The organism is Roseibium sp. MMSF_3247 (assembly GCF_030733765.1).
Taxonomy (GTDB): domain Bacteria; phylum Pseudomonadota; class Alphaproteobacteria; order Rhizobiales; family Stappiaceae; genus Roseibium.
In genome coordinates, this window is sequence record NZ_JASHII010000004.1 from 52,486 (window position 1) to 64,534 (window position 12,049).

The following is a 12,049-nucleotide window of genomic DNA, read 5'->3' on the forward strand; positions in this document are numbered from 1 at the left end:
ATTGCCGGTGGCAATCAGATCAAGTCGACGGAGCGGTCAAGCAAGACGGGACAAGAGATGACGCAGCGGATCTCGCCAATCTCCGCACGGCTACGATGAGCCGTGCGGAGATTGTTTGTGCACAGGCGAGTTAGGCCGCGCGGATGCCGTCGAAGAACTGGTCGACTTTCGAGCTCAGGGTCTTCGATTGCGCCATCAAGGCTTCGGCAGTGGACAAGACATCGGTCGCATTGCGTCCGGTCGATTGCGCGCCGCTGGAGACCTGCGACATGGTCTCTGAAATTGCATCCGTGCCGGATGACACTTCGTTGACGTTCCGCGAGATCTCCGTTGTTGCCATGCTTTGCTGCTCGACGGAGACCGAGATGTCTTGTGAGATCTCGGTCATTTCACCGATGACGCTGGCAATGTCCTTGATCGCCGTTGCTGTCTGATCGGACACAGACTGCATGGCCTGGATCTGTGTGGCGATTTCCTCGGTCGCCTGCGCTGTCTGGTTCGCAAGCGATTTCACTTCGGATGCCACGACAGCGAAGCCCTTACCGGCTTCTCCGGCGCGTGCAGCTTCAATCGTCGCGTTCAAGGCCAGGAGGTTGGTCTGTGCCGCAATGTCGTTGATCAGGCTGACAATCTGGCTGATCCGGTCCGTGGTTGCGACAAGGCTTTGAACCGTCTCATCGGTATTGGCTGCAGCTGTCGAGGCCTTGCCGGCAATGCTCGCCTGGTCTTCAACCCGGCGGGCAATTTCTGCAATCGACGAGGTCAACTCTTCGGAAGCAGCTGCAACCGAGCGGACGTTCGCGGCGGTGTCGCCCGTTGTCTTGGCGGCTGAGGCAGCATCGTTGGAGCTCTTCTCGGACGTTTCCGCCAGTTCACGGGCCGTGCCTTCCAGCTCGCCCGTTGCATGGGCAACGGTTTCCAATACACCGCGGATTTCGTGGTTGAAGTCGTTCAGGAGGCGATCGACGGTTTCTGCGCGGTTTTGCTTGGCCAGCTGCTCGGATGCCTGTTCCGCTTCCAGTTGCTGCTGGGCCTTGCCATTTGTCTTGAAGACCTCCACAGCATTGGCGATCGAACCGATTTCGTCCTTGCGTTCTACGCCCGGAACCGGGAAATCAAGATCGCCGCCGGCGATCTCGCTCATGGCCCGTGTGACCGATGCCAAAGGCCGCGCGAGCAACGTCTGGAAGAGTGATCCAAGGATCACCAGCATCAGGACCGTTGCGATTGCTGTGGCAATGAATGCCGAATTGCGAAGGCTCGCCAAGCTGGCATAGGCCGCATCCCGGTTAAGGGACAGGCCAATCTGCCAATCAACCGGCAGGCCTTCGATTGGAACAAACTGGATGATGCGATCGCCGAACTGCGTCGACGCATACTGTGTATCGCTGGAGACAGAAACAGGGTCGTTCGGAAACAAGTCTGAGAGTGGTTTGGATACCAGCTCATTCTCAGGATGTATAAGGATTGTCCCTTGCGAGTCGGTCACAAACACATAGCCGTTTCCGCCAAGATCGGACTCTGAGAGCATTTTTGCGATCTCGGTAATATCGAAGTCACCGCCGACCACTCCCGACAAGGCGCCACCCGATTTCACAGGCGTTGCCGCCGTCACAATCAAACGATCGCTGGAGGCATCCTGATAAGGCGCGGTGATCGTCGGGCCGTTTTCCGCAACAGCGTCCTTGTACCAAGGGCGGACGCGCGGGTCATAGCCCTCCGGCAAGTTGGTTTCCGGCCAGATTGTGAATGCACCGTCTTCCTGTGCGCCGAAATAGGTGCCATCGAAGTTGGACGTCAGGGTCGGCAAATCAAAGAACTCAGCGCCGAGGCTCTCCTGCCGGGCAACGCCTTCCGCTGTGGAGGTAATCAGCATCAAACGGGCCTGGAACCAGTTGCGGACTGAGTTGGCTTCCGCAAAACCGACCCCGGTCATGTAGTCCCGGATCTCCTCCGACTTCGCAGAGCGTTGCAAGGTGTCGTTGAAAAGGCCGAAGCCTGCAAAGATGGCGATGATCACTGCGGCAGCAGCCAGCAGGATCTTGGTGATGATGCTCTTGGCAGCATGTTTTGTGGACGCTTGTGTCACAACCGATGTCCCAGATGTGTTGAATTGGTCGGACACTGCCTGTTTTCGATAAATAAAGACTAAATTTCGATGTCTGTGACGCGTAATGGCGTCATCTATCTGAGGTAACTCAAAGTATTATTGTTATTAATGACAATGTATTTGTGATGATTTTGTTTTCAGTTTCAATTCGTTTGGTATATGAGCAGTCCTCAGCGAAATCGCCGGGCACTTAAGCAGATGTCGTTGGACCAAAAATTTTCTCAAACTCGGCCCTGAGCACACTGTCGTTCTCCGCCATTGTCACCGGGATGCCCAAATCCACCAGGCTCGTGACACCGTGTTCGCTGACGCCGCAGGGGACGATCCCGGAGAAATGGTCCAGCTCTGGTTCCACGTTGAAGCTAATGCCGTGAAATGTCACCCATTTGCGCATGCGAATTCCGATCGCGGCAATCTTGTCTTCAACGCTTGTGCCGCGATCCGGCCGGCGCACCCAGACGCCGACACGGTCTTCCCGGCGTTCGCCGCGAATGTGATAGTGCCAGAGCGTGTTGATGAGCCAGGCTTCTAGCGCTGACACAAAGCCGCGCACATCCTGTTTGCGGCGTTTGAGGTCCAGCATGACGTAAGCGACACGCTGGCCCGGGCCGTGATAGGTGTGCTGGCCACCGCGACCCGTGCGGTAGACCGGAAAGCGGTCCGGTGCGATCAGGTCCTGGTCGTCGGCTCTGGGACCGGCGGTATAAATCGGCGGATGCTCCAAAAGCCAGACCTGCTCATTTGCCTCGCCTTCGATGATTCGCTGGACCCGTTCGTCCATTTCCCTCGAAGCGGCTTCATAGTCGACCAGGTCGTCAGAGATGCGCCATTCGACGGGTGCCGAGCCGGTTTCCGGCAGAAAACTGAAGTTCAGGGCGTCGCGGAGGTCAGGTGACATGTGGATGACACTTCTTTGTTTTTTGAGCAGGCTGCCGATCCCGTGGTAGGATCAGCGCTGGCGGGTGTTCGCCCTATTTAAGGACTAAGGCGTGTTATGGCCACCTTTGATGAAATCAATGTCGATATCTCAGTCGTGCTCGGCGAAAACCATATGCCCGTGCACCAGCTGCTGCGCATGGGCCGCGGAGCGGTGATCGATCTTGATGTGGATGAAGATGACGACGTCAAGATCTACGCCAACAACACGCTTGTGGCAAAAGGGCAGGTGGTGCTGCTCGGTGAACGCATCGGCATTTCGATCACGGAAGTCCTGATGCGGCCGCCGGAGACCCGCCCGATGCGCACAGAAGGACCGCTTTAATCCGGCGCTTTTAAAAAAGTTAGGCGCCTGTGAATTATTGCAAGCTCGGCTCTTGCGCCTCCCAAAACCTTTTGCTACATGGAGCGCCTCGACGCGATCAGCGCCGAGAAAATTGACTAAGCGGTCGTGGCGGAATTGGTAGACGCGCAGCGTTGAGGTCGCTGTGGGCTAACCCCCGTGGAAGTTCGAGTCTTCTCGACCGCACCATCAATCACACTACCAAGTGATTGAGTTCATAAAGAAGCCGGCCCTTGGGTCGGCTTTTTTGTTTTTGGTATTCACCCCGTTTTTCGCGTCGACTACTGGCCTCGGAATTCTGAAGTTCGCGCACCCTTCGGGACCGCGTTTCTGATATGGTCGTACCTTCAGTTCAAAAAAAGACCCACCAACTGGCGTTGGCGGGTCAGCAGGAGGAGAACGCAATATGCTGCAGGGGGAGCGCAGCAGGCCTTGCGTTGAGACAAGATCCAAGATCGGGATCTAAGTTTGTTACGCACTCATTTTTGATATGGATTTTCAGATGTTGGAATTTTTGATGTGATTTTCGGTTTTTTCAGAGCTGGACAGGTTTTCTTATGTCCTGAGATCCAACCGGCTATCCATCGCCTGATGAGATGAGAGCTGGGTCAAGAGATCACAAAGGCCAGCGGATCAAGACCGGTTTTTTGCAGCCAAGCGGTTCGTCTGACAGCCGGCTCGCGATGAAATCGGCTACGTCCGCGCGCGCAATGATGCCATTGCGCCATTTTTTCGGGTCTTCCAGAACCTTGTACCGCCCGGATTTGGGTTGATTTGTCAGAACGCCCGGCCGAACAATCAGATAATCAAGCCCGCTTTCCGAGATCATCGCTTCCTGCGTGGTTTTATCCGCATATGCGCGTCCGAGAAGCGCCTTGAACGGGAGGCGCTGCAGCGGATTGATGGCTGAGCGGCTATCACCGGCCCCAAATCCCGTCACGGCTATGAGACGGTTGATGTTGGCATTCACCATCGCCGGAAGCAGCACCTGGGTGGCCTTCGAAAACAAGGTTACGGGGCCTGTGATCATGTCCAGGGAAGCCGGAACGCCTAAAGTCAGGACCACTGTGTCGATACCGCCGAGTGCGCGATCGATGTCGCCGCGATCCAACGCATTGCCTTGGATTGCTTCAATCGCGCCGGTATTACCGATCGGAGTTGTTCCACTGCGAGACATTGCGCGCACGGCGTGCCCTTTTTCCGCAACTGCTAGACAGACTGCTTTGCCAATGCCCCGGCTGGCGCCGATCACCAATATGTTCGCCATCAGACCTCCAAATCCTGTTCGTTGAGCGTTTTTGAGCACTCATGCCTGCGGATAAAAATCGGCGAGGAAGGTCAACCGGCAAGCGTGGCCAAACACCGCAGGAACGATTTTTGTAAGGAGAGGCGTGCCGATCAAAGATTGGTTGGGGCATCGCTGATCAGGGCAGTTGCTCTGCCCTTCGCCCAGCGATCTTCAGGCCGAAGGCGTATTTCCGGGCGAAAAACCGATGCGTCCGATCATTGGCAATTTCAGAGAAAAATCTTTGAGATCAATGCCGTAGGTGAGGCCCAAGATATTGAGCTCCAATCCTTCTTCCCAGGCAACCAAAACCCCAAAGAGCCCCATCAAGGACAGTTGGTAGCCGGTGCCACTCGGTGCTGAGGCCCACAAACCGGAGGCTAGGTAGTCCTTGCCAACAGCGGTAGGGGGCAGGTCCAGCCGCAATTCAGGGAGCACTCTGCCAAGATGGGCGACAAATGTATTGGAGTTTGGGCCGGGCCAGACTGTGTAGATGCTGTTGAATTCGTAGGCGTCAATGGCAGTTTGCAGGCGTACAATCGCCTCGTTTGCCGGTTCGCCGCGCAGTTCTGCCAGAAGCTCTGGTTCGGAGCCAAACCATCGGCTGTCCGGTGCACGCCGGGAGGCCCGGACGGCGTTGCCGCCGTAGCGGACCCGCCACCCCGTGACTTCATAAGTGGTAAAATGATCGGCATTCGCCGGTTTCACGGATATCCAGCTGTGGACACCAAAATAGCCGCGCCAGCTGAACGCCCGCGCCGCATAAACCTGAACGATCGCCTGCTGTTCCGTCCGCGGATCTGGCGCAATGCCAATGGGCTCCCGGTTGGCAGTGCTCCAGTGGGTGTCCTGTGACCGGACGCCCGACAGATAGGCGGTCAGCCCCAGCGCCAAATTGAACAGGATAAAACAGGCACTCCAAATCAAGAGCCGACGCATTTTGTTCCTTTCGTCATGGAGGTTCTTGATTGGAGGCAATTTGGGTTTTCTTTTGACAAAGACACTGGCAGCGCACTCCGCCTACAAAGACCGGGCACAGCGAAAGCCGATATAGACCACCGCTGTGCCAGCTGGTTTTGTTGCGATGTGATCCCGATGCATTTGCCGCGGCCCATACCACCAGGAGCCACCGCGCGTGGTTTTTTGACCGCCCGCGCCATTGTCGGTCCACTCCCAGACGTTCGCGCCCATATCGAAGAGACCGTTGACACCGGGCCGTGTTGTTCCGGCTGGAGTATGGCCGGTGCCACGGCGCAATACAGCACTGACGTCAATAGCTGGTGAGGCGCCGCAACCCTCAAGACAGTTGGCGCCTTCTGGGCTCTTTCCGGTCGGGTAGGGGTATGTCACACCCGGTTCGAAGGGCGCGGGCGGTGAGATCCGGCGCTCCGTGTAGGCGGCTTCGACCCACTCCGCATCAGTCGGAAGACGTTTTCCGCGCCAGGCGCAATAAGCTGATGCCTCCTCGAAGGTCACGTGCACGGCGGGCTCCGTGTCCAACGCGGGAAGTCCGAAGGGCGTTCGCCATGTCCAGCCAGGTTTTTGAACCCAGCCGGATTCATACACTTCCCCGCCGCCCGCGATTTCCGCCGAGGTCGTTGTGTTTGTGGCATCAATGAACTCGCGGAAGGCGCCGATTGTGACCTCGGTCCTGTCTATTTCAAAGCTGCCGATATTGACCATCTCTTCAGCATTCGCGTTGCCAGCGAAAGCGAGCATAAGAAACAGGCACGTCAAACTTCGCATAAGCACTTTCTTTGTCGTCTCTGGTTTGCCCTCAGAGGTGGACGGGCAATTATTTGCGATGGGCTTCCCGCCGAAGCCGCGTGCAGCACCGCTTTTGGAATGTTTACTCGGATCGAGCCGTCGTCCGGGACTGCGCGGTTTGGTGGCCGCGCAGGAGTAAAATGACGCCCTCAGAGCTGTTCGCTCAAGAAGGTCGAGAAGGCATCCCAGCTCGCGGTGTCAGCCCGTTCCTGGTAACGGTTCGAGCCGAAGACTGTGAAGGCATGGGGCGCGCCAGAGTATACTTCTATGGAGTATGGCGTGCCGACGGTTTCCAGCTCTTTGGCGAGCGTTGCAACATCATCCAGCGTGATTGATGTGTCGGCGCCACCGTGCAAAACCAACAGCGGTGGTTCGTTGCCGGTCCAGGATTGACCTTCGGGTGTGGACAGTCCGCCATGAAAGCTGGCATAGCCGGTCGCCATGCCGGACATGTCGCTGCGGGCCATTTCAAGGGCGACCGCACCACCAAAGCAGTACCCCATAACCACCATTTGGGTGTCACCTGCCAGTTGTTTCGCCTGATCAACACCTGCTTGGATAAGGGACCTCATGCGATCGCGGTCCTGATAGAGGGCACCGGTCGCAGCCCGACGATGGTCAACTGTTTCGGTTGGTGTGTCATTGCCGAACATATCAAGGGCGAAGGCGTTGTACCCCATGTCTGCGAGCATATCCGCCCGTTTGCGTTCGTAATCGGTCATGCCGTCCCAGTCATGAACGATCAGAACAAGGCCTTTCGGGTCTTCAGCCTTGGCAAAGTATCCGGTGAAGGCTTCTCCGGAGACATCATAGGCAACATCTTCGGCTAGGGCTGGACCGGTCAGCATTATCGCAGCCAGAAGCGGTATCGTGAAACGCATATCAAATCCCACCTTGTATCGAGTCGTTAACGTGCTCTGCGGCCTCCGCCGCTGACCAAACGTCAGATAGAACAGGTGGGCTCCATGGCAATCTCGTGTGGGTTTGCGCTAGTGTGACTGCACGTGAGGTATGCCGAAACACGTGAAGCCCTTTGAATGCGGCGCCACAGCGCTATATCCCGACTGCGCCAATACTTTTTTGAACCATTGCCCCCGACAGAAAGCTTAAACGGCAGTGTTGGGTGCCTTTTCCTGCGAAGTCTTATGGACGAAAAGCTCTCATTGAACTATCGAACCGCGCTTCCGGACGCCTTGCGCGTGCTTTTGGAGGACTATCCACGCACCGGATGGTCGCAAGATGCTGGCTACAACGGTCTGATCCAGTTCTGGCTCGAACGGCACATGATGTTTCGCGATCTTCTCGCGCGCCTGAATTCCCTGTGCGAGCATCGGCTAGACAAAGTGATTGCGCCAGAGGTCTTTGCATCAAACCTTGCCCAATACGGATCCCTGCTGGTTTCTGAGTTGCATGGGCACCACACGATCGAAGATCACCACTATTTTCCAGTGCTTGTGTCTAAAGACCGTCGGCTCGCTCAAGGCTTTGAGTTGCTGGACTCCGATCACCATTTGCTGGACGCCTGTTTGCAGGGTTTCGTTGATCAGGCCAACGCCGTCTTGTCTCAGACGAATGAAGAAACAAACGCTGTCTCTGTTTTCCATGAAACAGTTGTGCGTCTTTCCGGAAAGCTTGATCGCCATCTGATAGATGAAGAAGAGCTCGTTGTACCGGTCCTGCTGAAGTACGGCGCGCATGGTTTGTGAGTTGCCAGCAGCTCTTCCTACGCAACGTCATTTGTAATGCGCGCGCCGGTCGGAGAACTTGCGGACCCGCTTGCGCCAGGCCCGGTAGCTGGAGGGTTTCAAGCGATCCCGCATCAGCGCTTTGACTTGTGGTTCATAGAGCCCGTATTCCAGTTCAATCTCGGCAAAACTGAGGTGATCGGAAAGGGCCATCTCGATCACCTCACTTGCATGCTCTTCAGACAGCTGGGAGGGATCCGTCAGCTTTTTGCGTCGAGTTGAAGACTTGCTTTTGATTGGCAGCCTGTCTTGTTCAGCGTTACTCGACCTCAATTTGAACCTCGTTATATCTATTGGCCGGGAGCACAGACGGTGCATCATAAAATGCGAAGGAGACCGGGCCGGTTGTTGTAAAACCGTTCTCTGTGAGACTGGCAAGCAAATGCATCGCCTCATCCGCGAAATTCTCATCCGACCAGCGGCCGGAGAAACTGCGAACCGCTACCTTTCGTTCGCCAAGCGTCGTTGCTTCAATGCGTGTATTGACCGGCTCTGTTGCGGAGGCTGCGTCGACACCGTCAGGCATAAAGAAAAACATCTCCCAGTCACCATCCATCAGATCGCTTGTCGCGCCTGATCGCGGAGATACGTTGTTTGAACCACACGCCCGCTGCAAAACCGGCGCGGTCATGTCGTAGTGATGCCGGTCTTCGTTGTTTCCGGTGATGTAGCTGTAAAGGGCATTGAAGCCGCTTCGGGTTGCCGCGCTCCGGCCGTTGCTTTCGACAATCCGGACCGCAGCTGCTGGTGGGTAGTGCCGGATCTCGAACTGCCTGTGTTCCTGCAAAAGCTCATAAGCGGGCTGCTGAAGCGTCGCCCGATCGTGATTTGCGCGTACCATCAAGGTCTCCATGACAGGTGTTGTAGAGCCAAATGGTGCACTGGCGAACGAATGCCAGTCCCATCTGTTCGCCCGGATGCGGCATATTTGACAAACCCCTCTAGAATTGCGGGGTCGGCAAACGGGCCAGCAATTTGTATTGGGATCGATCAGTCCAGCTTTTATTAGCAAAATCCGAAAACAGAATGCTGAATTGGCCAGTTTATAGGGAAAATAAAAAATCTCATCTTCGCGGCAACACGCTGTTCAAGGAGATGATGTATGAAAGCGATGGTCTTAAAGGCATATGGTGAGGCTGCTGAATTTGATGCTGTCCAATTGCCGGATCCTGAGGTGAAGCCCGGACAAGTGCTCGTGCGTATTGGTGCGACCAGCGTCAACACTGTTGATACGATGATAAAACAGATGGGGACCGACCTTCCGCTGTCTCCAGAGTTGCCAGCCCTCTTGGGAATGGACTTTGCCGGCACGGTTGAGGCCGTGGGCGAGGGCGTTGACGGCTTTGCTCCGGGCGATGAGGTTTATGGCTGCGCTGGTGGGCTGGCCGATCTGCCGGGCGCATTGGCGGAACTGATGGCAGTTGATGCGCGGCTTATTGCCAAGAAGCCCCAGTCTTTGACCATGCGCGAGGCAGCAGCACTTCCGCTTGTTGGTATCACCGCGTTTGAGGGTCTCACCCGCGCAGGCGTCAAAGCAGGCCAAAAGGTTCTGGTTCATGGTGGCGCTGGTGGAGTTGGACATGTTGCAGTCCAGCTTGCGAAGCATTTTGGTGCGGAGGTCTATGCGACCGGCTCCAAAGACGCGCAATTGTCTGCGATCAAAGGATACGGTGCGACAGCCATCAACTATACGTCCGAGGCGGTCGCCGACTATGTGGCGAAATACACGGATGGCCAGGGTTTTGATGTTGTCTTTGACTCCGTCGGCGGCGCCAATATGGCAAACTCATTCGAGGCAGCAGCGCTGAACGGAAACGTCGCGTCTACAGTGGCACTGGTCGAGCTTGACTTGAGCGTCGCCCACTTCAAGGGCCTGTCCCTTCACGTGGTCTTTATGCTGATCCCCATGCTGCATGATTTCAAACGCTCAGAGCACGGCGTCATCCTCACCAAACTTGCCGAAATCGTTGATGCTGGAGCGCTGAAACCGCTCTTGGATGCAACAAGTTTTCACCTTCCGGAAGTTGGGGCGGCCTATGACCGGCTGACAAGCGGGCAGGCGATCGGCAAGGTCGTTGTGGAGCTGTAGTCGCAATATAGTTTGAAGGCGGGAAACGAGTTTAACTCGCATTTCTCCGCCAATAAAATAGGCCGCCTGACTGTTCTGTTGAGGCGGCCTTTGCCAATCAACAAGCTCGAGCACCGCGTTCGATATCGGACGTGCGCTATTTAAACTGGGTTTTGCGCACCAGCGAAAAAAGTCAGTCGACCATCGCCATCGAAGATTGGCCTGATGCGCAACCGGTTCATGAAGGGCGTGCCGTCTTTTCGATAGTTCAGAATGTCGATTGTAAAGCGCGTTTGGGCCTTCAAACCTTGGCGAATCGCTTCGATCGCGAAAGGATTGGTTTCCGGACCTTGAAGGAAACGGCAATTGCGTCCAACGGCTTCCGCCGATGTGTACCCGGTCTGGCGTTCGAATTCTTCACTAACAAAGATCATCGGATTGTCAGGGACATTTGGATCGGAAAATACGACGCTCATGTCCTGTTCTTCTGTTTCCAAAAGAGATCTCAGTTGATCGTCAGTTAGAGAGGTGACCATCGCGCTTTCCTCCGGATTTTATCTTGCGGCATGACCATAGAAGATCTCATCGGCGCGCCATATTCAACAAAAGCGCAAGCTGAATTCTCCGGGCCTCCCTGATGCCGTCCGCCTTGTCGCCTGGATGTCTTGCTCTATCTGGCTGGCGACTGACCGCAAAGGCAACTTACCTCCATTTTTGACGGAAGCTTTGCATGGCAAAGAACATTCTTGGCGATCTTCTCGAGAGCTGTTGTACCGACCCGATGACCGGATATCTTCGGGATGGGTTTTGTGCAACGCATGATCAAGACCGAGGGAGCCATGTTATCTGCGCTGTGGTGACGGAGGAATTTTTATCCTTCACCAAGGCACGCGGGAACGATCTACAAACGCCCATTCCAGCCTTCGGTTTTCCCGGGCTTAAGCCGGGAGATGGTTGGTGCCTATGCGCCCTTCGCTGGAAGGAGGCGCATGAAGCGGGGGCGGCGCCAAAAATCAAAGCTCGTGCAACTCATGAAAGTGCTCTTAGATTCGTACCGAAGGATGTGTTGCTTGCCTATCGGATTGATTGATGTGCGCTGCGATGAAGCAGGTGCAAGCTCTGCTTTGAACCGCTTTGGCGAAAAACATCAACGGCTGTCCGGCACCTGCTTCAGGCAAAATTCACGTGGCTGCTCTTTGCCTCGGAGGACATCATGAACGGTTTGCAACTCAGTTTCGGCAGTTCATGGCTCTGGGGCTTGGTCGCGCTTGTTGTGGTGTTATGCGGAGTGGGGGCGGCCCTGTTTTTCCGCTTTGTGCCCGTGACCAGAGCGGATGTTCCTGCGGTGACAACGCGGTCCGCCGTTGGAGACGCGGAACTCGCCGGTGGGTTTTATGCGGTCCGCCGGCTTCAGGCCGTCAACCTCTCGGCACTGGAACAGCAGATTGCTGAGACCGCCCGCACACAACGCGTGTCAGGTTCACTGGATGATTTGCCGCTCGTATTCGTTCATCGCTCGAAGGTGTGGGGGTTTCCGGATGTCACCCAGGTCTGGGTGGAGGGCGATTTCGTCCACGTCTACTCGCACCTTGTTTATGGTGGCTCTGATCTTGGCGTGAACCAGGACCGGATGGTTGGTTGGTTCGCAGCTCTTGGCATTCAGCCTTAAGGGCCTGGCACGGCCAAATTCTGAATTGTTGTAGACGTCGCTTCGGCGCACCCGCTTTTGGTTTTAGCGCTGAAAAGCACCGACCAAAGCCGACGATTTGAGCTAGCAGGGTTTGAAGACCATTGG

At 55.9% G+C, this 12,049-nt stretch carries 14 protein-coding genes and 1 tRNA gene; 6 read left to right on the forward strand and 9 right to left on the reverse strand.

Annotated elements, in window-relative coordinates; genetic code table 11:
- Positions 1-130 precede the first annotated feature (130 nt).
- Both RBB44_RS14120 and lipB read right to left on the reverse strand, forming a co-directional pair.
- Entirely contained in the window at positions 131-2,089 is a 1,959-nt protein-coding gene (locus tag RBB44_RS14120; RefSeq protein ID WP_306148373.1) for a methyl-accepting chemotaxis protein, read from the reverse strand.
- Positions 2,090-2,300: 211 nt separating this feature from the next.
- Positions 2,301-3,008 carry a lipoyl(octanoyl) transferase LipB gene (gene lipB / locus RBB44_RS14125; RefSeq protein ID WP_306148374.1) on the reverse strand — a complete coding sequence of 236 codons (708 nt, stop codon included), beginning with the start codon at positions 3,006-3,008 and terminating at the stop codon, positions 2,301-2,303.
- 96 nt (positions 3,009-3,104) lie between these two features.
- Between lipB and RBB44_RS14130 the strand changes: the two genes are divergently transcribed.
- Together RBB44_RS14130 and RBB44_RS14135 are read left to right on the forward strand one after the other, a co-directional pair.
- On the forward strand, positions 3,105-3,371 hold the full coding sequence (locus RBB44_RS14130; RefSeq protein WP_008192565.1) for a FliM/FliN family flagellar motor switch protein: 267 nt from the start codon (positions 3,105-3,107) through the stop codon (positions 3,369-3,371).
- Positions 3,372-3,491: 120 nt separating this feature from the next.
- Positions 3,492-3,578 (forward strand) — tRNA-Leu (locus RBB44_RS14135).
- A 427-nt stretch (positions 3,579-4,005) separates the two neighbouring features.
- Here RBB44_RS14135 and RBB44_RS14140 read toward each other — a convergent pair.
- From RBB44_RS14140 to RBB44_RS14155, 4 genes are all read right to left on the reverse strand, one after another.
- Entirely contained in the window at positions 4,006-4,656 is a 651-nt protein-coding gene (locus tag RBB44_RS14140; protein ID WP_306148375.1) for an NAD(P)-dependent oxidoreductase, read from the reverse strand.
- Between the two features lie 192 nt (positions 4,657-4,848).
- Complete coding sequence (locus RBB44_RS14145; RefSeq protein WP_306148376.1) at positions 4,849-5,613, reverse strand: DUF3750 domain-containing protein; 765 nt, start codon at positions 5,611-5,613, stop codon at positions 4,849-4,851.
- Between the two features lie 81 nt (positions 5,614-5,694).
- Positions 5,695-6,420 carry an SUMF1/EgtB/PvdO family nonheme iron enzyme gene (locus tag RBB44_RS14150; RefSeq protein WP_306148377.1) on the reverse strand — a complete coding sequence of 242 codons (726 nt, stop codon included), beginning with the start codon at positions 6,418-6,420 and terminating at the stop codon, positions 5,695-5,697.
- Between the two features lie 170 nt (positions 6,421-6,590).
- Positions 6,591-7,322 (reverse strand): dienelactone hydrolase family protein, encoded by a 732-nt coding sequence (locus RBB44_RS14155; RefSeq protein WP_306148378.1) that lies wholly within the window; start codon positions 7,320-7,322, stop codon positions 6,591-6,593.
- Positions 7,323-7,586: 264 nt separating this feature from the next.
- Between RBB44_RS14155 and RBB44_RS14160 the strand changes: the two genes are divergently transcribed.
- Positions 7,587-8,147: a hemerythrin domain-containing protein gene (locus RBB44_RS14160; protein WP_306148379.1), complete on the forward strand. Its 561-nt coding sequence runs from the start codon at positions 7,587-7,589 to the stop codon at positions 8,145-8,147.
- Positions 8,148-8,174: 27 nt separating this feature from the next.
- Here the strand turns inward: RBB44_RS14160 and RBB44_RS14165 are convergent, their stop codons facing one another.
- The gene (locus RBB44_RS14165) at positions 8,175-8,339 is read right to left on the reverse strand and encodes a DUF2805 domain-containing protein (protein WP_306148380.1); all 165 of its coding nucleotides are present in this window, start codon (positions 8,337-8,339) and stop codon (positions 8,175-8,177) included.
- A gap of 106 nt (positions 8,340-8,445) precedes the next feature.
- Positions 8,446-9,027, reverse strand: a complete 582-nt coding sequence (locus RBB44_RS14170; protein WP_306148381.1) for a heme-binding protein — start codon at positions 9,025-9,027, stop codon at positions 8,446-8,448.
- Between the two features lie 261 nt (positions 9,028-9,288).
- Here RBB44_RS14170 and RBB44_RS14175 point away from each other — a divergent pair, with 261 nt between their 5' ends.
- The gene (locus RBB44_RS14175; protein ID WP_306148382.1) at positions 9,289-10,275 is read left to right on the forward strand and encodes a zinc-dependent alcohol dehydrogenase family protein; all 987 of its coding nucleotides are present in this window, start codon (positions 9,289-9,291) and stop codon (positions 10,273-10,275) included.
- Positions 10,276-10,415: 140 nt separating this feature from the next.
- Here RBB44_RS14175 and RBB44_RS14180 read toward each other — a convergent pair whose 3' ends face one another.
- Positions 10,416-10,790 (reverse strand): PAS domain-containing protein, encoded by a 375-nt coding sequence (locus RBB44_RS14180; RefSeq protein WP_133946906.1) that lies wholly within the window; start codon positions 10,788-10,790, stop codon positions 10,416-10,418.
- A gap of 194 nt (positions 10,791-10,984) precedes the next feature.
- Here RBB44_RS14180 and RBB44_RS14185 point away from each other — a divergent pair, with 194 nt between their 5' ends.
- A complete protein-coding gene (locus RBB44_RS14185; protein WP_306148383.1) occupies positions 10,985-11,344 on the forward strand; it encodes a DUF2237 family protein in 360 nt (119 codons plus the stop codon).
- Between the two features lie 123 nt (positions 11,345-11,467).
- Entirely contained in the window at positions 11,468-11,923 is a 456-nt protein-coding gene (locus tag RBB44_RS14190; RefSeq protein WP_306148384.1) for a DUF1499 domain-containing protein, read from the forward strand.
- The last annotated feature ends 126 nt before the right edge of the window (positions 11,924-12,049 follow it).